The organism is Silanimonas lenta DSM 16282 (assembly GCF_000429065.1).
GTDB classification, from domain to species: Bacteria; Pseudomonadota; Gammaproteobacteria; order Xanthomonadales; family Xanthomonadaceae; genus Silanimonas; species Silanimonas lenta.
Genome location: NZ_AUBD01000001.1, coordinates 314,290 through 335,168, shown reverse-complemented (window position 1 = coordinate 335,168; position 20,879 = coordinate 314,290). Strand labels below are relative to the sequence as shown.

Here is a 20,879-nt window from a genome sequence, read left to right as displayed (position 1 = left end):
CGCCCCGCGCATGCGCCTGTCCACCATCAAGCTCGCCGGCTTCAAGAGCTTCGTCGACCCGACCACGCTGCACCTGCCCACCAACATGACCGGCATCGTCGGTCCGAACGGCTGCGGCAAGTCGAACATCATCGACGCGGTGCGCTGGGTGATGGGCGAGAGCTCGGCCAGCCGCCTGCGCGGCGATTCCCTGACCGACGTGATCTTCTCCGGCTCCTCCTCCCGGAAGCCGGTCTCGCAGGCCACGGTCGAGCTGATCTTCGACAACAGCGACCAGGCGATCGGCGGCGAGTTCGCCAAGTACAACGAGATCTCGGTGAAGCGCAGCGTCTCGCGCGACGGCCAGAGCAGCTACTTCCTCAATGGCGCGCGCTGCCGCCGCCGCGACATCACCGATCTCTTCCTCGGCACCGGCCTCGGGCCGCGCAGCTACTCGATCATCGAGCAAGGCATGATCTCGCAGGTGATCGAGGCCAAGCCCGAGGAGCTGCGGCTGTTCCTCGAGGAGGCGGCCGGCATCTCCAAGTACAAGGAGCGGCGCCGGGAGACCGAGAACCGGATCAAGAGCACGCGCGACAACCTCGACCGCCTGAACGACCTGCGCGAGGAGATCGACAAGCAGCTTGAGCACCTGAAGCGCCAGGCCCGTGCCGCCGAGCAGTACCAGGCCCTGCAGGCCGAACACCGCGAGAAGGACGCCCAGATGAAGGCGCTCGAGTACCGCCGCCTGCAGCGCGAGGCCGAGGCCCTGCACGCCGCCCTGCTGGAGGACGAGACGGCGCTGCAGGGGCTGCTGGCCGAGCAGCGCGCCGCCGAGGAGCAGGGCGAGCTCACCCGCGAGCAGCATGCCGAGGCCAGCCAGGCGCTCGGCCGGGCGCAGGCCGAGAGCTATCGCATCGGTGGCGAGCTGGCCCGCGTCGAACAGCAGATCCAGCACCAGCGCGAGCTGAAGCGCCGCCTCGAGACCGCCCGCGCCGAGGCCGACGAGGCACTGGCCGAAGTGTTACGCCACATCGAGGGCGATGCCGCCCAACTCGCGCAGCTCGAGGCGCAGGTGGCAGAGGCCGAGCCGCGGCTGGAGGCCCTGCGCGAAGGCGACGCCGAGCGCCAGGAGGTGCTGCGCGAGGCCGAGGCGCGGCTCGCCGACTGGCAGCGCCGCTGGGACGACTATGCCCGGGCCTATGCCGAGGCTTCGCGGGCGGCCGAGGTCGAGCGCACCAAGATCGAGTTTCTCGAGCGCCAGTCGCTGGAGGCCAACCGCCGCCGCGAGGCCCTGGCCACCGAGCGCGCTGGTCTCGACGTGACGGCCCTGCGTGAGGCCATGGACGCCCTGGCCCTCGAGCACGAGACCCGGCGTGCCCAGCTCGATACCCTCGCCGAGCAGCTGGAGGCGAAGAAGGCTGCCCTGCTGGAACTGCAGGAACGGCAGCGCCAGCAGCAGGCCGAACTGGCCGAAGTGCGCAAGGCGGCCCAGGCCGCGAAGGGGCGCATGGCCTCGCTGGAGGCCCTGCAGCATGCCGCGCTCGGGCAGGAGAAGAACGGGGCGCTGGACTGGCTGAAGGCGCAGGGCCTCGCCGACCTGCCGCGCCTCGGCGAGGTGCTCGAGGTCGAGCCGGGCTGGGAGACCGCGGTGGAGGCCGTGCTCGGCCACCTGCTGGAAGCGGTGGTGCACGACGACGTGGGCCGCCTGCGCGAGGCCCTGCCCGGGTTGGCGCAGGGCCGGGTCGCCCTGGTCGATGGCGATGCTTCCGGGCTCGTGGTGCCGGAGCACAGCCTGGCCGCCCGGGTGAAGGGGCCGCGTGCCATCCGCGCCCTGCTGGCCCCGCTGCGGGCCGTCGAGTCCCTCGGCGCGCCCGAGGCCGCGGCATTCCGCGCCAGTCTCGGCGAGGGCGAGTCGCTGATCGACCGTGCCGGGCTCTGGGAAGGCCGCGGTTGGCTGCGCTTCACCAAGAGCGGCGAAGCCCAGCAGGGCGCGCTGGCCCGTGAGCGCGAGATCCAGGAACTGCGCCAGCGCATCGCCGAGCTCGCCGCCCGCGAACAGAGCCTGGTCGAGGGACAGCATGCCCAGCGCGATGCCCTGCTGGTGGCCGAGCAGGCCCGCGAGGATGCCCAGCGCAGCCTCTACCTCGCCCATCGCAGCGTCTCCGAGATGGGCGGGCAGCTGCAGAGCCAGAAGGGGCGGCTGGAGAACGCCCAGGGGCGCCTGGCAGCCCTCGAGGCCGAGCTCGCCGAACTCGCCGCCGCGATGGAGGCCGCCCAGGCCGAGGTGCGCGAGGCGCGCGGGCGGCTCGAGGTGGCGACCGAGCGCATGGGCGAGCTCGAGGTCCAGCGCGGCATGCTGGAGAACGAGCGGCGGCTGTTCACCGAGCAGCGCGAGGCAGCCCGGGCCGCCGCCCGCGAAGCCCGCGAGGCCACCCACCAGCTGGCGCTGGCGCTCGAGGCCCAGCGCACCCGCATCAATGCCCTGAACCAGTCGCTCTCCCGCCTGCGCGCCCAGCAGGGGCAGCTCGCCAGCCGCCGCGACGAGCTCGCCGCGCAGCTGCAGGAGGGCGATACCCCGATCCATACCCTCGACGGCGAGCGCCAGCTGCTGCTCGAGCAGCGCCTGATCGCCGAGAAGGATCTCGCCGCCGCCCGCGCCGCCCTCGATGGCATCGAGCAGGAACTGCGCGGCTACGAGCACAGGCGCCAGCAGCGCGACCAGGCCGCGCTGGCCCAGCGCGAGCGCATCGCCCAGCGGCGCATGGAGGCGCAGGCCCTGGAGCTCAAGGCGCAGCAGCAGGCCGAAGCGATCGCCCATGCCGGCCTGGAACTCGAGGCGGTGCTGGCCGGCCTGCCGGACGGCGCCGATGCCGCCGCCTGGGCGCGTAGCCTCACCGAGCTGGAAGGGCGGATGCGCCGCCTGGAGCCGGTGAACCTCGCCGCCATCCAGGAATACGCCGAGCAGAGCGAGCGCAAGGCCTATCTCGATACCCAGAACGCCGACCTCGTGGCGGCGCTGGAGCAGCTCGAGGAGGCGATCCGCAAGATCGACCGCGAGACCCGCGGCCGCTTCAAGGAGACCTTCGACCGCGTCAATGCCGGCGTGCAGGAGCTGTTCCCGCGCCTGTTCGGCGGCGGCCACGCCTATCTCGAGCTCACCGGCGAGGACCTGCTCGACACCGGCGTGGCGATCATGGCCCGCCCGCCGGGCAAGCGCGTCTCCAACATCACCCTGCTCTCGGGCGGCGAGAAGGCGCTCACCGCGGTCTCGCTGGTATTCGCCATCTTCCGCCTGAACCCGGCGCCGTTCTGCCTGCTCGACGAGGTGGACGCGCCGCTCGACGAGGCGAACGTGGGCCGCTTCTGCGCCATGGTGAGCGAGATGAGCGAGAAGGTGCAGTTCCTTTTCGTCAGCCACAACAAGGCCACGATGGAAGCCGCCAAGCAGCTTGCCGGCGTCACCATGCGCGAGCCGGGCGTGTCGCGCCTCGTCTCGGTGGATCTGGCCGAGGCCACCCGCCTCGCCGGTGCGGCATAATCCGCGGCATCCCCGACCCAGCGACCCTGCCACGGAGCACCGCGGATGGACCTGTCCAGCCTGAGTGAAGCCACCATCCTGCGCCTCGCCATCGCTGGCGCCTTCCTCGTGCTGATCGTGGTCATCCTGCTCACCGGCCGCCGCAGGCCCGACCAGGGCGTGCGCCGCGAGCCGGAGGCCGCCAGCGAGCGCACCCGCGAGCTCGCCTCGGGCTTTCCCGGCGCCCTGCGCGAGGCCGCACGGCGCGAGCCCACGTTCGGCGAGGCCCTGGCCGTGGCCGACGGCGAGGGCCCGGAACTGGAGGCCGAGCGCGGCATCGCCATCGACGACCCGGCGCCTGCACCGCCCACCCGTTCGACCCTGGGGGCGCGGCCCGAGGCCGATTTCGACCGCATCGTCACCCTCTACCTCGCGGCCCGCGCCGGCGAGGTGCTGCATGGCAGCGACATCGTGGTGGCCTGCGAGAAGGCCGGCCTCGCCTATGGCCACATGGGCATCTTCCACCGGCTCGACGACAACCATCCGGAGCGCGGCCCGATCTTCAGCCTCGCCAATCTCGTCAAGCCCGGCTCCTTCGACCTTTCGCGCCTGGGCGAGATCCGCACGCCGGGCGTCAGCCTGTTCATGACCCTGCCGGGCCCGCTGCCGGCGCTGGATGCCTGGGAGACCCTGCTGCCGGCCGCCCAGCGCATGGCCGAGCTGCTGGATGCGGTGCTGCTCGACGAGGAGCGTAATGCGCTCGGCCGCCAGCGCATCGCCCACATCCGTGAAGAGATGCGCGCCTACGACCGCCGGCGCGAAGCCCAGAACCTCCGCCTCTGAAGGCCACGGGCGCTGCCCGCCAGGCCGCAACCCGCATGAGCGCCCCTGATCGCATCGACGAACTGCGCCGGCTGATCGCCGAGGCCGATCACGCCTACTACCAGCTCGACGCCCCGCTCGTCCCCGACGCCGAATACGACCGCTGGATGCGCGAGCTGCAGGCGCTCGAGGCCGCGCATCCGGAGTGTGTCACGCCGGATTCGCCGACCCAGCGGGTGGCCGGCGCGCCTGCCCCGGCCTTTGCCGAGGTGCGGCATGCCGTGCCGATGCTGAGCCTCGCCAACGCCTTCAGCGACGGGGAAGTGGCCGACTTCGTGCGCCGCGTCGTCGAAGCCACCGGCGAGACCGCGCCCGCCTTCTCGGTGGAGCCGAAGATCGATGGCCTTGCCATCAGCCTGCGCTACGAGCAGGGCCGGCTGGTACAGGGCGCCACCCGCGGCGATGGTGCCACCGGCGAGGACGTAGTGGCCAACCTGCGCACCATCCGGGTGATTCCGCTCGTCCTGCGCCGCACGCCCGGCCTGCCGCTGCCCGAGGTGCTGGAAGTGCGGGGCGAGGTCTACATGCCGAAGGCCGCCTTCGAACGCTTCAATGCCGAGGCCCTGGCGCGTGGCGAGAAGCCGCTCGCCAACCCGCGCAATGGTGCGGCGGGCTCGCTGCGCCAGCTCGATCCGCGCATCACCGCGAAGCGTCCGCTGGCCTTCTTCGCCTATGGCGTGGGCGAAGTGCGCGGCCTCGAGCTGCCGCCCACCCACTCGGCCCTGTTGCACCTGCTGGGCCGCTACGGCCTGCCGCTCTCGCCGGAGATCGACGTGGCCCTGGGCCTCGAGGGGCTGCTGGCCTATTACCGGCGCATCGGCGCGGCCCGCGATGCACTGCCCTACGACATCGATGGCGTGGTCTACAAGCTCGACCGCCGGGATCTCCAGGAGCGCATGGGCTTCGTCGCCCGGGCGCCGCGCTGGGCCATCGCCCACAAGTTCCCGGCGCAGGAGGAGCTCACCGTGCTGGAGGGCATCGACCTGCAGGTGGGCCGTACCGGCGCCATCACCCCGGTGGCACGGCTGCGGCCGGTGCGGGTGGGCGGGGTCACCGTCACCAATGCCACCCTGCACAATGCCGACCAGATCGCCAGGCTCGATGCCCGGGTGGGCGACACCGTGGTGGTGCGCCGCGCCGGCGACGTGATCCCGGAAGTGCTGCGGGTGCTGCACGAACGCCGCCCGCTCGCCGGTGACGGCACGCCGCTCTCGCCGCCCTTCGTGATGCCGGCGGCCTGCCCGGAGTGCGGCTCGGCCATCGAGCGTGCCGAGGGCGAGGCGGTGGCGCGCTGCACCGGCGGGCTTTACTGCCCGGCCCAGCGCAAGCAGGCGCTGATCCACTTCGCCTCGCGCCGGGCCATGGACATCGAGGGCCTGGGCGAGCGTCTCGTCGAGGATCTCGTCGACTTCGGCTATGTGCAGACGGTGGCCGACCTCTACCGCCTCGGCCTCGACGATCTCATCGCCATGAAGCGCCGCGCCGACGCGCGCGACGGCGTGACGCCGGAGACGGTGAAGCAGGGCAGGATCGCCACCCGCTGGGCCGAGAACCTGCTCGGCGGCATCGACCAGAGCCGTCGCACCACGCTGGAGCGCCTGCTCTTCGCACTCGGTATCCGCGATGTCGGCGAGGCCACGGCCAAGCAGCTGGCGCGCTGGTTCGGCAGCCTCGATGCGCTGATGGCCGCCAGCCTCGAGGAACTGCAGGCGGTGCCCGACGTCGGGCCGGTGGTCTCGCAGCGCCTCCACGGCTTTTTCGCCGAGCCGCACAATCGCGAGGTGATCGCCGCCCTGCGCGCCGCCGGCGTGCACTGGCCGGAAGGCCCGCCGCAGCGGGCCGCAGAGGGGCCATTGGCAGGCCGGACCGTGGTGCTCACCGGAGCGCTGGCCGCGCTGACCCGCGACGAGGCGGGCGCCCATCTCGAGGCCCTGGGCGCCAGGGTGGCGGGCAGCGTGTCGAAGAAGACCCATCTGGTGGTGGCGGGCGAGGCGGCCGGCGCCAAGCTCGACAAGGCCCGCGAGCTCGGCATCGAGATCTGGGACGAGGCCGCGCTGCTCGATTTCCTGCGCGTCCACGGGCGCTGGCCGCCGGCATGAGCGGGCAGGGCGGCGAGGACCTGGGGCGGCGCCACGCCGCGCTGCGGCTGCGGGCGCGGCTCTATGCCCTGCTGCGCGGCTTCTTCGCCGAGCGTGGCGTCACCGAGGTCGAGACCCCGATGCTGAGCCGCTTTGGCAACACCGATCCCAACATCGCCAGCTTCCATCTCGAGTTCAGCGGACCTTCGCAGGCCGGGCCGCGCCGGCGCTGGCTGCGCACCTCGCCGGAGTTTCCGCTCAAGCGTCTGCTCGCCGAGGGTTTCGGCGACTGCTACGAGCTGGGGCGGGTGTTCCGCGATGGCGAGGCCGGCGGCCGGCACAATCCGGAGTTCACCCTGCTCGAGTGGTACCGCGTGGGCTGGGACCACCACCGGCTGGCCGCCGAGACCGTCGAGCTGGTGCGCCAGGCCCTGGCCCTCGTGGGGCGTGCGCCGGCCTCGGTACGGGTGCTCGATTTCGCCAGCCTCTATCGCGAGGCCTTCGGCTTCGATCCGCACAGCGCCGATCCTGCCACCCTGCGGGCGGCGCTGGGTCCGGTGGAGATCGATCCTGCCGGCCTCGAGCGCGAGGACTGGCTGGACCTGCTGATGACCCACCGCCTGCAGCCCGGATTCGCCCGCGATGCCATTACCGTGGTGCACGACTGGCCGGCCGCGCAGTGCGCGCTGGCGCGGATCCGCCCGGGCTCCCCGCCGCTCGCCGAGCGCTTCGAGCTCTACCTGGGGCCGCTGGAACTCGCCAATGGCTACCACGAACTCACCGATGCCGCCGAGCAGCGCGCCCGCTTCGAACGCGACCTGGCGCGGCGGGCCGCGCGCGGTGCTCCGCTGCCGCCGATGGACGAGGCCCTGCTCGCCGCCCTGCCGGCCATGCCGGCCTGTGCCGGCGTGGCACTGGGCGTAGACCGGCTGATGATGGGCCTGCTCGGCACCGAGCGCATCGCCGAGGTGCTGGCCTTCGACTTCGCCCGGGCCTGAGCCGGCGCGCCGGCTGAACGGCCGGCATCGGCCCGCTTCGCCTGCCTCCGGGTTGCCTGGCGGTTCAGACCGTGCGCCCGAAGCTGTCGTGGCCCATCCCCTCATCGCCCGCCGCTCCGGAGGAATCGCCATGGCCCTGCTTCCTTCCCCGTCCGTCTTCCCGGTACTGGCCCTCGCGCTCCTGTCGGCCGGCGCCGTTGCCGCGCAGTACCGGAGCTATCCGGAACCCGACCATGTGCGCTGCGAAAGCCACGAGGGGCGGGTGGCGTTCTGCCCGCTCGATACCCGTGGCGGGGTCATGCTGGTGCGCCAGCACTCGCGGGCGCCCTGCATCGAGGGGCAGAGCTGGGGTGTGGACCGTCGCGGGGTGTGGGTGGCCGAAGGCTGCCGGGCCGAGTTCGAGAGTGCCGGCTGGCGCTCCTGGCCCGGCGACGGCGGGTATGGCGATGGGCGTGGTCCGCGCCATGGCCGGGGCTGGGGCGGGGGATACGGCTACGGCGAGGGTTACTGGTATGGCGCCAGCCCCTCGCGGGTGGTGCGTTGCGAATCGCACGAGGGCCGGCTGGCCTGGTGCCCGGTCGGCAGGGTGCGCGACATCCGCGTGCACCGGCAGCTCTCCCGGGCCGCCTGCCACGAGGGCCATAGCTGGGGCTGGGACCGCGGGAATCTCTGGGTCGACCGTGGCTGCCGCGCCGAATTCGCGCTCTGGTGAGCCTGCGCGACTGCCTAGCGTGTGCGTTTCCGTGCCGGCTTTCGTGGCGCGGCAGGAGGGGATGAGCGTGCCGCCTTCGCCGCCGCCGAGGCCACGCGCCCGGAGGCGCGCAGCACCTGCCCGCCCCAGGCGGCGGCCAGCTTCAGCGGCGGCAGGGCCATGGTCAGGGCCTCGGCGCTGAAGTCACGCAGCTTCGAGGGCGCGATCTCCAGCGCCTCGCCGAGCGGTGCGGGCAGCCAGTCCATGCCGGCCTTGCGCACCCGGCATACGGCATCGGCGTAGCGCCCGGCCGCCCAGGTGGTGGCCACCGCGCGCGCGGTCTCCAAGACCAGCGGCTCTACTGGCGTGTAGCGCAGCAGGGGCTGGATGAGCGGTGCGGGCAGCCATTCGCGCAGCAGCCCGCGCAGGCCGTCCTTGCGGGTGAGCGGGCTCAGCTTCGCCTGCGTCTCGGCCACCGCCAGCACGCTCTCCACCTCCCAGCGCGCCGGCTTCAGCCCGTGGCGCTCATAGACCGTGCGCACCAGGGCGCGCCGCACCGTGCCGGGTTCCATGGCATCGGCGGCGTCCATCAGGCGCTTCGGGATGAAGGGTCGCAGCAGCGGTAGGGTGTGCAGGGCCACGCCGATGGCGGCCCCGGCGCCGGCACGTACCGAGGCGGCATGCAGGCGGGCTTCGGTGCCTGCCGTGCTGGCAGGGGCGCGGGTCGCTCGCGTCGGGGTGCGGGGCATGCGGGTAGCATAGCCGCATGAGCCTCCACATCGATTACGACCGCTACGACCGCATCCGCCCGATCGACTGGCAGGGCGACCACCTGCGCCTGCTCGACCAGCGCCGGCTGCCCTTCGAGATGAGCTACCTGCGTTGCGACAGCGCCGCCGAGGTGGCACTGGCCATCCGCGAACTTGTGGTGCGCGGCGCTCCGGCCATCGGCATTGCCGCGGCCTGGGGCGTGGTGCTGGCCGGGCAGGGCATCGAGTCTGCCGACGGCGCCGAGGCAGAGCGGAGGCTGGCCCCGCAGCTCGAAGCCCTGAACGCCTCGCGGCCCACGGCGGTGAACCTGATGTGGGCGATCCGCCGCATGCGCGGCGCGCTGCGCGCCGCCGGCGCGGACTGGCTCGCCGTGATCGCCGCCGAGGCGGCGGCCATCGCCCGCGAGGACCTGGCGGCGAACCGCCACATGGGGCGGCTCGGGGCCGCCCTGATCGCCCCGGGCAGCGGCGTGCTCACCCATTGCAATACCGGCTCGCTGGCCACTGCCGGCTTCGGCACCGCGCTCGGCGTCATCCGTGCCGGCGTGGCCGAAGGGCGCATCGCCAGGGTGTACGCCGGCGAGACCCGGCCCTGGGGGCAGGGCGCCCGGCTCACCGCCTGGGAGCTGCAGCAGGACGGCATCCCGCCCACCCTGATCGCCGATTCCGCCGCCGCCCACCTGATGAAGACCGGCGCCGTGCAGTGGCTGATCGTCGGCGCCGACCGCATCTGCGCCAATGGCGACACCGCCAACAAGATCGGCACCTATGCCCACGCCATCGCCGCGAAACACCACGGGGTGAAGGTGATGGTGGTGGCCCCGGCCTCCACCGTGGACATGGCCACGCCGCAGGGCGAGGCCATCGAGATCGAGCTGCGCGAGGCCCGCGAGCTGCTGTACGCCGGCGGGCAGCGGGTGGTGGCCGAGGGCGTGGCGGCCTGGAACCCGGTGTTCGACGTGACCCCGGCCGGGCTGATCGACGTGATCGTGACCGAGAAGGGCCTGATCGAGCGGCCCGACGAGGCCCGGATGCGGGCCGTTTTCGCCTCGTAAGTGATTGATTTTCTGGAAAAACGGGCCGGCATCGCGGCCCCCGTTCTGGTACACTCGGGACTTTCGCCCAGCGCCTGAGTCCGATGTCCGATCTCGCCAAGGAAATCATCCCGGTCAACCTCGAAGACGAGATGCGCAAGAGCTACCTCGATTACGCCATGAGCGTGATCGTAGGCCGCGCGCTCCCCGACGTCCGGGACGGCCTGAAGCCGGTCCACCGCCGCGTGCTGTTCGCCATGGACGAGCTCGGCGCGCACAGCAACAAGCCTTACTACAAGTCGGCGCGCATCGTCGGCGACGTGATCGGCAAGTACCACCCGCACGGCGACACCGCGGTGTACGACACCCTGGTGCGCATGGCCCAGCCCTTCTCGCTGCGCTACATGCTGGTGGACGGCCAGGGCAACTTCGGCTCGGTGGACGGCGATGCACCTGCGGCCATGCGCTACACCGAGGCGCGCATGTCGCGCATCGCCCACCAGATGCTGGCCGACATCGACAAGGACACGGTCGATTTCCAGCCCAACTACGACGAGAAGGAACTCGAACCCACGGTGCTGCCGACGCGCTTCCCGAACCTGCTGGTGAACGGTTCGGCGGGCATCGCGGTGGGCATGGCGACCAACATCCCGCCGCACAACCTCGGTGAGGTGGTGGATGCCACCATCGCCCTGATCGACGATCCCGAGGCCAGCATCGCCGATCTGATGCAGTACATCCCGGGCCCGGATTTCCCCACCGGCGGCATCATCAATGGCGCCGCCGGCATCCACGCCGCCTACCACACCGGCCGCGGCCGGGTGCGGGTGCGCGCCAGGGCCGAGATCGAGGTGGCGGCGAACGACCGCGAGGCCATCGTGGTCACCGAACTGCCCTACCAGGTGAACAAGGCCCGGCTGATCGAGAAGATCGCCGAGCTGGTGAAGGAAAAGAAGATCGAGGGCATCTCGGAGCTGCGCGACGAGTCCGACAAGGACGGCATGCGCGTCTACATCGAGGTCAAGCGCGGCGAGTCGGCCGAGGTGGTGCTGAACAACCTCTACGCCCAGACGCCGATGGAGTCGGTGTTCGGCATCAACATGGTGGCCCTGGTCGATGGCCGGCCGCAGACCCTCAACCTCAAGCAGCTGCTCGAGGCCTTCGTGCGCCACCGCCGCGAGGTGGTGACCCGGCGCACCCTGTTCGAGCTGCGTAAGGCCCGCGAGCGCGCCCACATCCTCGAAGGCCTGACCGTCGCGCTGGCCAACATCGACGAGATGATCGAGCTCATCAAGACCTCGGAAAGCCCGGTGGTGGCGAAGGAGCGCATGCTCGCCCGCACCTGGGCGCCGGGCCTGGTCTCGGCCCTGCTGGCCGCCGCCGGCGCCGAGGCCTCGCGCCCCGAGGACCTGCTGCCGGGCTTCGGCCTGGTCGAGGGCGGCTACCGGCTCTCCGAGGCGCAGGCCAAGGAGATCCTCGAGATGCGCCTCTCGAAGCTCACCGGCCTCGAGCAGGACAAGCTCACCGACGAGTACAAGGCGCTTTTGGAGACCATCCGAGGTCTTATCGAGATCCTCGAGGATCCGCAGGTCCTGCTGCGGGTGATCCGCGACGAGCTGCTCGCGGTGAAGGAGGAGTTCAACGACCCCCGCCGCACCGAGATCCGCGCCAGCGAGGAGGACCTCGACGTCCTCGACCTGATCGCCCCCGAGGACGTGGTGGTCACGCTCTCCCATACCGGCTACATCAAGCGCCAGCCGGTCTCGGCCTACCGGGCGCAGCGCCGTGGCGGCAAGGGCCGCTCGGCCACGGCGGTGAAGGACGAGGACTTCGTCGAGCGGCTGTGGGTGGTGAACACCCACGATACCCTGCTCGCCTTCACCAGCGCCGGGCGGGTGTTCTGGCTCTCGGTGTACCAGCTCCCCGAGGCCGGCCCGAACGCCCGTGGCCGGCCGATCGTCAACTGGATCGCGCTGGAGGACGGCGAGAAGGTGCAGGCGGTGCTGCCGGTGCACGAGTACCGCGAGGACCGCTTCGCCTTCTTCGCCACCCGCAGCGGCACGGTGAAGAAGACCCCGCTCTCGGAGTTCGCCTTCCGCCTCGCCAAGGGCAAGATCGCCATCAACCTCGAGGAGGGCGATGCCCTGGTGGACGTGCAGGTCACCGATGGCAGCCGCGACGTGATGCTGTTCGCCAGCGGCGGCAAGGCGGTGCGCTTCTCCGAGGAGGAAGTGCGGCCGATGGGCCGCACCGCCACCGGCGTGCGCGGCATGAAGCTGGCCGAGGGCGACCGCGTGGTGGCCATGGTGGTGGTGGACGGCGAGGGCGACATCCTCACCGCCTCCGAGAACGGCTTCGGCAAGCGCACCGACGTGGCCGAGTACCCGCGCAAGGGCCGCGGCACCATGGGCGTGATCGCCCTGCAGACCAGCGAGCGCAATGGCGCGCTGGTGGGCGCCCTGCAGCTCTCCGAGAAGCATGACGTGATGCTGATCTCCGATCAGGGCACGATGGTGCGCACGCGTGCCGCCGAGATCGCCCAGGTGGGCCGCAACACCCAGGGCGTGACCCTGATGAAGGTGGCCCCCGGCGAGCGCCTGATCGCGCTCGAGTCGATCGAGGTGGTGGAGGGCGAGGGCGGCGAGCCGGGCGAGGGCGCCGAGGCCGTGACCACGCCGGATTCCGCCGTATGAGTCGTGCGCGCTGCCTGCTGCTGGGAGTGACATTGCTGCTGGGCGGCACGCTGGCAGCCCGGCCGACCGAGGGCGAAACCCTACCTGAGGCCGCGTCCGTCGGTCGCGGCGAGCCTGCCGATGCCCTCGTCGCCCGTGCCCGCGACGCGGTGATGCCGCACGTGGTCAGCATCCTCGTGGTGCGCGAGGACTTCGAGAACGGCGAGCCCAAGCTCAGTGTCTCGAGCGGCAGCGGCACGGTGATCAGCGCCGATGGGCATGTGCTCACCAATGCCCATGTCACCGACCGCGGCCGCAGCTTCCGCGTGGTATTCGGCGATGGCCGCGAGCGCGAGGCGCGGCTCGTCGGTCAGGATGCCGCCACCGATCTTGCCGTGCTGGAAGTGCAGGGCGAGCCGCGGCCGATGCCGCATGCCCGCTTCTCGCCGCGCCAGACCCTGCGGCCGGGCGAGACGGTGCTGGCGATGGGCGCGCCCTGGGGGCTGTCGAACTCGCTCAGCGTGGGGGTCGTGAACAATCCGCGGCGCCTGCTCGTCTCGCTGTTCGGCGACGAGGCCGAGTACGAGGATCGCATCGACCAGGACCTGCCCACCGGCCGCTACTACGCCTGGATCCAGCACGATGCCGCGATCGCGCCGGGCAATTCCGGCGGACCGCTTGTCGATCTCGAGGGCGGTATCGTCGGCGTGAATACCCGCGGCATGCTGTTCGGGGGCGATCTGGCCTTCGCCATCCCGGCCGTGGAGGCCGAAGCCGTCAGCCGCCAGCTCATCGCCGAGGGGCGCGTGCGCCGCAGCAGCCTCGGCCTGCGCCTGCGTTCTCTGCGTGGCAGCGGTGAGACGCGCGGCGTCTTCGTCAATGCCGTGGAGGCCGACGGTCCGGCGGCCCGCGCCGGGCTGCAGCCGGGCGAGCGCCTGCTCGCCATCGACGGCGTGGCGGTCGATGCCCCGCAGGGGGTGGACGTGCCCGCCATCCAGCGCAGACTCGCCGAGCTGCCGCCGGGGCGCGCGGTGGAGCTCCATCTCGCCGGCAGCCGTGGCGAGCGCCGCCTGCGGCTGGTGCCGGAGCCGGTGTCGGAGCCGCGCGGACAGAGCGCGGCCTTCGCTCCCTTCGGCATCGCCGTGCAGGCGCTCACTCCGGCCATGGGCCGCCAGCGCCGCCTGCCGGTATCGAGCGGGCTTCTGGTCACGAGCCTGCGGCCCGGCGGCCCGGCGGCCACGGCGCGCCCGCCGCTGCCGGCCGGTGCGGTGATCCTCTCGGTGGACGGTACGGCGGTGGCCACGCCGGCCGATCTCGCGCCCTGGGCCCGCTCCCGGCGCCCGGCGAAGCCGGTGGTGCTCGAATACCTCGCCGGCGGCGAACGGCGGCTGTCGGCGCTCACGCCGAACTGGCAGGACCGCCAGCGCGACCCGCTGCCGGAGCTGCCCAAGGCCTGGGCCGGGGTGGAGGTACAGCCCGTGCCTGCCTCCCTGGCCACCCTGCTCGGTCTTCCGGCGCCCGGCTTCCGCATCACCCGGCTCTATCCGGGCAGCGCCCTTGGCAAGGCCGGCGCCCGGGTGGGCGATCTGCTCACGGCGCTCGACGGCGCCCCGCTGGAGGCCCTGAACGACACCCGGGCCGAGCTCTTCGAGCAGCGGGTGCGCGAATCGGCCATCGGCGATGCCGTGCTGTTCGAGGGCTACCGTGACGGCCAGCCGCGGCAGTGGCGGGTCACCCTCGGGCCCTCGCCGGTGCCCGAGGCCGGATTGCGCAGCCTCGAACTCTCCCTGCTGCGGGCGCAGTTCCGCGAGCTCGGGTTCCACGACCGCGTGGAGCGCGAACTGCCGATGGACCAGGCCGGCGTGGTGGTGCAGGGCGTGGAAGCCGGCGGCGCCGCCGGCCTTGCCCACCTGCAGGCCGGCGACGTGCTGCTGCGGGTCGGTGGGCGGCGCGTCGATGGCCTCGATGCCCTGCGCCCGGCGCTGGAGGCCGCCCTGGCCGAGGGCGAGCGCGTGCCCCTCGAGATCCTCCGCCGGGGCGACCGGCGTATCGTCCACCTTGAACGCCGCTGGATCCCGGAGTCTCCCCGATGAAGCCCTTCGCCCTTCTCCTCGCCGCCTCGGTCCTCGTCTCGCCGCTTGCCCGCGCCGCCGAGACCGAGCCCCGCAGCGACTACACCGCGGCCTACCGCACCCTGGTCGAGCAGCGCGCCGCCAGCGTGGTGCCGGTGAAGTACGTGGTCACCGTTTCCGCCGGCGGGCAGGAACAGCGCAACGAGGACCGCACCCAGGGCGTGCTGGTGAGCGCCGACGGCCTGGTGCTGGTATCCGGCCGCGCAGTGAGCCTCGACCTCAGCGCCCTTGCCGGTGGCCGCGGGCCGGCCGGCGCGATCGTGGCCAATGCCAGCGAGTTCCGCGTGCGCCTGCCGGGCTCGGACGAGTGGCGGGTGGCCGACCTCGTGACCCGCGATACCGAGCTCGGCCTTGCCTGGCTGCGGGTGCGCGGGGCGAGCGGCCAGCCCTACATCGATTTTGGCAGCCTCTCGCAGCCGGCTCCCGGCCGGGTGTTCTACACCCTGCTGCGCACCTCCGACGAGTGGGGGGCGGTGCCGCTGGTGCGCCCCGGCATGATCCTCGGCGAGACCCGGGTGCCGCGCAGCTCGCTGCTGGTGGATGGCATGCCGGGCCTGGCCTTCGACGCCGAGGGCCGGCCCATGGGCTACGTCGATCTCGATCTCGCCGCCATGGCCCGCTCCCAGGGCCGGGGCTTCGGCTTCGACATGGCCGACATGGTGATGCACATGCTGCCGGCCCGCCGGGTGGCCGCCGCCACCCGGCTGGCGGCCAGCCTGCCGGTCGCGCCGGCGGAGGCGGCCGCTCCCCAGCCCTGAGCGCCCGGCCATGCCCGCGCTCTCGGTCTTCGTCACCACGTTCAACAACGCCCGTACCCTCGAGGCCTGCCTGGCCTCGGTGGCCTTCGCCGACGAGATCGTGGTGCTGGACTCCGGCAGCCGCGACGAGACGCTGGAGATCGCCCGGCGCCACGGAGCGCGCATCGAGCACCAGCCCTTCCTCGGCTATGGCCGGCAGAAGCAGCGGGCGCTTGAACTCTGCCGCCACCCCTGGGTGCTGCTGCTCGACGCTGACGAGGCGCTCTCGCCCCGGGCCCAGGCCGAGGTGCGGGCGCTGATGGCGGGCGCCCCGGAAGCTGCGGGCTACCGGTTCCCGCGTCATGAGCAGCGCTTCTGGCGCATGTGCCACCCCGGGGTGCGGCACAACCGCTTCCTGCGCCTGTTCGAGGCCGCCCGGGGCCGCATCAGCGAGGAGCCGGTGCATGCCGCTCCGGTGGTGGAGGGCAAGGTCGCCAGCCTGTCCGGCCCGCTCTACCACTTCGGCGAGACCAGCGTGCGGGTGAAGCTCGCCAAGGTCTCGGCCTATGCCGCCGGGCTGGTGCCGGCGAAGCGGGCCAGCGGCCGGCGCGCACGGCCCTGGATGATGCTGCTCTATCCGCCCTTCGTCTTCCTGCGGGCCTTCCTGTTCAAGCGCCTGTTCCTCGACGGCTGGGCCGGCTTCATCGCCGCCGTGGTGATGGCGCAGTACGCCTTCCTCAAGCACGCCCTGTGGTACGAGGCGGAATCCTTCGAACGCGAGGCGGGGCGCGGGATGCCCGAGGGCGCCCCTCCACCCCCGCCTCCGGAGCACGGCCGCGGCTGAGGGACCGGCCTCAGGCCGGCAGGTGCTCCAGCACGTACTCGGCGGAAGACACCCGGAACTCGCCGGGGGCCTCGACGTGCAGCTGGCGCACGATGCCATCCTCGGCATAGAGCGCGAAGCGCTTGGCGCGGATGCCCATGCCAAAGGCGCTGGCATCCAGTTCCAGCCCGAGGGCGCGGGCGAAGCTGCCATTGCCGTCCGAGAGCATGGCGATGCCCTCGGGCACGCAGGCGCTCCTGGCCCAGGCGTCCATCACGAAGGCATCGTTCACCGCCAGGCAGGCCACGTCGATGCCACGGGCGCGGAAGGCGTCGAGATGCTCGATGAAGCCCGGCAGGTGCTTTGCCGAGCAGGTCGGGGTGAAGGCCCCGGGCACCGCGAACAGCACCACCTTGCGGCCGGCGAAGAACTCGCGGGTGTCGATGGCCTGGATGCCGTCCTTGACGAGGTTGAGGGTGGCCTGGGGGATGGCGTCGCCGATCGCGATGGTCATGGGGGTGATCCGTGGGAAGGGGAGGGGCAGTGTAGCCGCCGGCGGTGATGCCGGTGTCCGCGCCGGCCCGGTGCGGCTGCTTGTTTCCTGCCGGCCCCGGCCCCATTAAGGTGCCGCCATGGAATTCAAGGATTACTACGCCGTATTGGGGGTCGACCCGGGAGCGGGCGATGCCGAGATCAAGCAGGCCTTCCGCCGGCTGGCGCGCAAGTACCATCCGGATGTCAGCAAGGAGGCCGGGGCCGAGGAGCGCTTCAAGGCCATCAACGAGGCCTACGAGGTGCTGCGCGACCGCGAGAAGCGCGCGCAGTACGACGCCCTGCGCGCCAGCGGCTTCCGCCCGGGCCAGGACTTCCGGCCGCCGCCCGGCTTCGAGGGCATGGGCGCCGGAGGCTTCGATTTCGGCGGGCCTTCGGCCTTCAGCGAGTTCTTCGAGGCCTTTTTCGGCGCCCGGGCGCGGCAGCGCCAGCCCCGTGGCACGGGCAAGGCCCGCGTCCGCGAGGACCTGCGGCTGTCCCTCGCAGTGCCGCTGGAGACGGCCTATGCCGGCGGCAGCCGGCGGATCGAGATCGAGGGGCGCACCCTCGAGGTCAAGATCCCGGCCGGCATCCGCGCCGGGCAGGTGATCCGGCTGGCCGGGCAGGGCCCCGGGGGCGGCGATGTGCTGCTCGAGGTGGAGTATGCCCCGCACCCGCAGTTCGAGGTGGATGGCCGCAACATCCTCTACGTGCTGCCCGTGGCGCCATGGGACGCGGTGCTGGGCACCACGGTGACGGTGCCCACCCTGGGCGGGCCGGTGGAACTCAAGGTGCCCAAGGATTCCGATGCCGGACGCAAGCTGCGGCTGAAGGGGCGGGGCCTTCCCGGCACGCCGCCCGGCGACCAGATCGTGGAGCTCGAGATCACCGCGCCGAAGCCCGAGACCGAGGCCCAGCGTTCGCTTTACCGGCAGATGGCGCTGGCCTTCGGCGGCGTGGCCTGAGAGCCGCCTACCCCACGGCGCCCGGAACGAAAGAAGCCCCGCGCGGGGCGGGGCTTCGGCAGGGCGGATCAGGGCGGCGGTCAGCCGCCGAGGGCGCCGTTGATCGCCTCGGTGAGCTGGGCGTCGGTGAAGGGCTTGGTGATGTAGGCCTTCGCGCCCTGGCGCATGCCCCAGACCTTGTCGGTCTCCTGGTCCTTGGTGGTGACCAGGATGATCGGGATGTGCCCGGTTTCCGGGTCCTTCGAGATCGCGCGGGTGGCCTGGAAGCCGTTGAGGTTCGGCATCACCACGTCCATCAGGATCAGGTCGGGACGCTGGGCCTTCGCGACTTCGACGCCGCTGGCGCCGTCCTCGGCGGTGATCGCTTCGTGCCCGAGCTTCTCGACGATGCGCTTCATGCTGACGAGCTGCGACGGCGAATCGTCGACGATCAGGATACGTGCCATGGAGGTCTCCAAGAGTGCTCCGGCGATTGTATGCCCCCTTGCGCCCGCGTGGGCAAGACGGCGGTCACAGGCCCGGCGCGCCTTCCGGGGCCGGGCGGTGGGCTCAGGGCAGGCGTACCAGGGTCCGCCCCCGCGAGTTGCCGGCCAGCATGTCCTCGAACACCGCCGGCAGCCCCTCCAGCCCCACCTCGCGGGTGGCCAGGGCCTCCAGATGGGCGGGCTTCCAGTCGGACGAAAGGCGGCGCCAGACCTCGTCGCGCTGGCCGCGGGCAGTGCCCGCCGAGGCCACGCCGATCAACGAGACCCCGCGGATGATGAAGGGCATCACCGAAGTGGCGAGCTCGGGGCTGGCGGCCAGCCCGGCCGTGGCGACATTGCCGTAGGGCGCGGTCTGGGCGAGCAGGGCGTGCAGCATCGGCCCGCCCACGTTGTCGAGGCCGCCGCCGAAGCGGGCGGAATCCATGGGCCGGGGGGTCGACAGGGCTTCCCGCCCCAGCACCTCGGCGGCCCCCAGCGAGCGCAGCCAGCCGGCCTGGTCGGCCTTGCCGCTGACCGCATGCACCGTATAGCCGGCGCGCGAGAAGATGGCGACGGCAAGACTGCCCACGCCGCCGCTGGCGCCGGTGACGGCCAGCGGGCCCAGGTCCGGATGCTGGTGGTTGTCCTGCATGCGCAGCAGGGCGAGCCCGGCGGTGAAGCCGGCGGTGCCGAGCACCATGGCCTCGCGCAGGCCGAGGCCGGCAGGCAGCGGGATGGCCCAGCGCGATTCCAGCCGTGCGTAGGCGGCATAGCCGCCGTCGCGGGTCTCTGAGAGCCCGCAGCCGGTGCACAGCACGGCATCACCCTCCCGGAAGGCCGGGTCGCGGCTCTGCACCACGTGGCCGGCCACGTCGATGCCGCCGACCAGCGGGAAGCGGCGCAGGATCTTGCCGCGTCCGGTACCGGCCAGTGCGTCCTTGTAGTTCACCGAGGAGTAGGCGGCCTTGATGACGATCTCACCCGGTGCGAGTTCGTCGATGGACAGCGACTCGATGCCGCTGCGGTAGCCGGCAGCGTCGCTGTGGATGCGGAAGGCGGGGAAGGTGGCGGGGATCGACATTGGGAGCTCGGCAGGCGGAAAACGACGGGGGCGCCCCGAAGGCGCCCCCGAAGTATCGCCGATCCTGGCGGATGCGCTTTTCAGTTCACCTTGTGGATCGCCCGCTTGTGCACGGCCATGGCGGCATCGTGCACGGCCTCGCTCATCGAGGGGTGGGCGTGGCAGATGCGCGCGAGGTCGTCGGCGCTGCCCTTGAACTCCATGGTCAGCACGCCCTCGTGCACCAGCTCCGAGACGTTGGCGCCGACGAGGTGCATGCCGAGCACGGTGTCGGTCTCCTCGTGGGCGATCACCTTCACGAAGCCGGCCAGCTCGGCCATGGCCACGGCGCGGCCCACGGCGGCGAAGGGGAAGGTGCCCACCTTGTAGGGGATGCCTTCGGCCTTGAGCTGCTCCTCGGTCTTGCCCACCCAGGCGATTTCCGGCTCGGTGTAGATCACCCAGGGGATGGTCTCGAAGTTGACGTGGCCCGGCAGGCCGGCGATCAGCTCGGCCACCGCGATGCCTTCCTCGAAGCCCTTGTGCGCCAGCATCGGGCCGCGCACGCAGTCGCCGATCGCCCAGACACCCTCCACGCCGGTGTGGCAGTGCTCGTCCACCACGATACGGCCGCGCTCGTCGAGCTGCACGCCGGTGCCTTCGGCCAGGAGGCCTCGGCTCGCAGCCTTGCGGCCCACGGCCACCAGCAGCCTGTCGAACACCAGGGTCTGCTCGCCCTTGGCGTCGGTGTAGGTGAGGCGTACCTCGCCCTTCTTCACTTCCGCCTTGGTGCACTTGGCGCCGAGGCGGATGTCGAGCCCCTGCTTCTGGAATTCCTTGAGTGCCACCCGGGCCACGTCGCGGTCGGCGGCGGCGAGGAAGTCGGGCAGGCCTTCGAGAATGGTGACCTGGGCGCCGAGGCGGTTCCACACGCTGCCGAGCTCGAGGCCGATCACGCCGGCGCCGATCACGCCGAGCCGCTTCGGCACTTCGGTGAAGTCGAGCGCGCCCACGTTGTCGACGATGTGGGTGCCGTCGAACCTGGCGAAGGGCAGTTCGATGGATTCGGAGCCGGCGGCGAGGATCACGTGCCTGCCTTCCAGCGTGACTTCGCTGCCATCGTGCTGCCTGACCAGCACCTTCCTGCCCGGTTGCAGCTGGCCGAAGCCGTAGAAGGCCGACACTTTGTTGGCCTTGAACAGCTGGGCGATGCCGCCGGTGAACTGCTTCACGATCTTGTCCTTGCGGCCGATCATGGTCGGGATGTCGATCGCAGCACCCTGGGTGCTGATGCCGTGCTCGCCGAAGAGATGGCCCAGGTTCCACCACTGGCGCGAGCTGTCGAGCAGGGCCTTGGACGGGATGCAGCCCACGCGCAGGCAGGTGCCGCCGAGCGCCGGCTTGCCGTCCTTGCCGAGGGCGGCGTCGATGCAGGCGGTCTTCAGGCCGAGCTGGGCGGCGCGGATGGCCGCGTGGTAGCCGGCCGGGCCGGCCCCGATCACGACGACATCGAATTGTTCGGACATGCGGAGAACCTCAGGAG

General features: G+C 71.9%; 16 protein-coding genes. 11 read left to right on the top strand and 5 right to left on the bottom strand.

Annotated elements, in window-relative coordinates:
- The first annotated feature begins 10 nt into the window (after positions 1–10).
- From smc to G408_RS12555, 5 genes are all read left to right on the top strand, one after another.
- Positions 11–3,520 (top strand): chromosome segregation protein SMC, encoded by a 3,510-nt coding sequence (smc, locus tag G408_RS0101525; RefSeq protein WP_028769658.1) that lies wholly within the window; start codon positions 11–13, stop codon positions 3,518–3,520.
- A gap of 60 nt (positions 3,521–3,580) precedes the next feature.
- Positions 3,581–4,342, top strand: a complete 762-nt coding sequence (gene zipA, locus G408_RS0101520; protein ID WP_028769657.1) for a cell division protein ZipA — start codon at positions 3,581–3,583, stop codon at positions 4,340–4,342.
- 35 nt (positions 4,343–4,377) lie between these two features.
- Positions 4,378–6,480 (top strand): NAD-dependent DNA ligase LigA, encoded by a 2,103-nt coding sequence (gene ligA, locus G408_RS0101515; protein WP_028769656.1) that lies wholly within the window; start codon positions 4,378–4,380, stop codon positions 6,478–6,480.
- Positions 6,477–7,457, top strand: coding sequence for an EF-P lysine aminoacylase EpmA (gene epmA, locus G408_RS0101510; protein WP_051282487.1), 981 nt, complete (start codon positions 6,477–6,479; stop codon positions 7,455–7,457). Before ligA ends, epmA begins: the two co-directional genes overlap by 4 nt.
- Positions 7,458–7,587: 130 nt before the next feature.
- Positions 7,588–8,169: a DUF3011 domain-containing protein gene (locus tag G408_RS12555; RefSeq protein ID WP_156890023.1), complete on the top strand. Its 582-nt coding sequence runs from the start codon at positions 7,588–7,590 to the stop codon at positions 8,167–8,169.
- Between the two features lie 14 nt (positions 8,170–8,183).
- Here the strand turns inward: G408_RS12555 and G408_RS0101500 are convergent, their stop codons facing one another.
- Complete coding sequence (locus G408_RS0101500; RefSeq protein WP_028769654.1) at positions 8,184–8,897, bottom strand: hypothetical protein; 714 nt, start codon at positions 8,895–8,897, stop codon at positions 8,184–8,186.
- 17 nt (positions 8,898–8,914) lie between these two features.
- Between G408_RS0101500 and mtnA the strand changes: the two genes are divergently transcribed.
- The 5 genes from mtnA (at position 8,915) to G408_RS12545 (ending at position 16,337) form a co-directional block, all read left to right on the top strand.
- Positions 8,915–9,973, top strand: a complete 1,059-nt coding sequence (gene mtnA, locus G408_RS0101495; protein WP_028769653.1) for an S-methyl-5-thioribose-1-phosphate isomerase — start codon at positions 8,915–8,917, stop codon at positions 9,971–9,973.
- An 83-nt stretch (positions 9,974–10,056) separates the two neighbouring features.
- Positions 10,057–12,645 carry a DNA gyrase subunit A gene (gyrA, locus tag G408_RS0101490; protein ID WP_028769652.1) on the top strand — a complete coding sequence of 863 codons (2,589 nt, stop codon included), beginning with the start codon at positions 10,057–10,059 and terminating at the stop codon, positions 12,643–12,645.
- Positions 12,642–14,717, top strand: a complete 2,076-nt coding sequence (locus G408_RS14650; protein WP_084628005.1) for a trypsin-like peptidase domain-containing protein — start codon at positions 12,642–12,644, stop codon at positions 14,715–14,717. The genes gyrA and G408_RS14650 overlap by 4 nt, the downstream gene beginning before the upstream one ends.
- The gene (locus G408_RS0101480; RefSeq protein ID WP_028769651.1) at positions 14,714–15,514 is read left to right on the top strand and encodes a hypothetical protein; all 801 of its coding nucleotides are present in this window, start codon (positions 14,714–14,716) and stop codon (positions 15,512–15,514) included. The genes G408_RS14650 and G408_RS0101480 overlap by 4 nt, the downstream gene beginning before the upstream one ends.
- A gap of 10 nt (positions 15,515–15,524) precedes the next feature.
- Positions 15,525–16,337: a glycosyltransferase family 2 protein gene (locus tag G408_RS12545; protein WP_051282484.1), complete on the top strand. Its 813-nt coding sequence runs from the start codon at positions 15,525–15,527 to the stop codon at positions 16,335–16,337.
- A gap of 10 nt (positions 16,338–16,347) precedes the next feature.
- Here the strand turns inward: G408_RS12545 and G408_RS0101470 are convergent, their stop codons facing one another.
- Entirely contained in the window at positions 16,348–16,830 is a 483-nt protein-coding gene (locus tag G408_RS0101470; protein WP_028769650.1) for a peroxiredoxin, read from the bottom strand.
- A 118-nt stretch (positions 16,831–16,948) separates the two neighbouring features.
- On the opposite strand from G408_RS0101470, the gene G408_RS0101465 reads away from it, so the two are divergent.
- The gene (locus G408_RS0101465; RefSeq protein WP_028769649.1) at positions 16,949–17,812 is read left to right on the top strand and encodes a DnaJ C-terminal domain-containing protein; all 864 of its coding nucleotides are present in this window, start codon (positions 16,949–16,951) and stop codon (positions 17,810–17,812) included.
- A gap of 80 nt (positions 17,813–17,892) precedes the next feature.
- On the opposite strand, the gene G408_RS0101460 is transcribed toward G408_RS0101465, so the two are convergent.
- The 3 genes from G408_RS0101460 to lpdA form a co-directional block, all read right to left on the bottom strand.
- On the bottom strand, positions 17,893–18,258 hold the full coding sequence (locus tag G408_RS0101460; protein ID WP_028769648.1) for a response regulator: 366 nt from the start codon (positions 18,256–18,258) through the stop codon (positions 17,893–17,895).
- A gap of 103 nt (positions 18,259–18,361) precedes the next feature.
- Positions 18,362–19,357, bottom strand: coding sequence for a YhdH/YhfP family quinone oxidoreductase (locus G408_RS0101455; RefSeq protein ID WP_028769647.1), 996 nt, complete (start codon positions 19,355–19,357; stop codon positions 18,362–18,364).
- Between the two features lie 80 nt (positions 19,358–19,437).
- Positions 19,438–20,862 carry a dihydrolipoyl dehydrogenase gene (gene lpdA, locus G408_RS0101450; RefSeq protein WP_028769646.1) on the bottom strand — a complete coding sequence of 475 codons (1,425 nt, stop codon included), beginning with the start codon at positions 20,860–20,862 and terminating at the stop codon, positions 19,438–19,440.
- Positions 20,863–20,879: the final 17 nt, after the last annotated feature.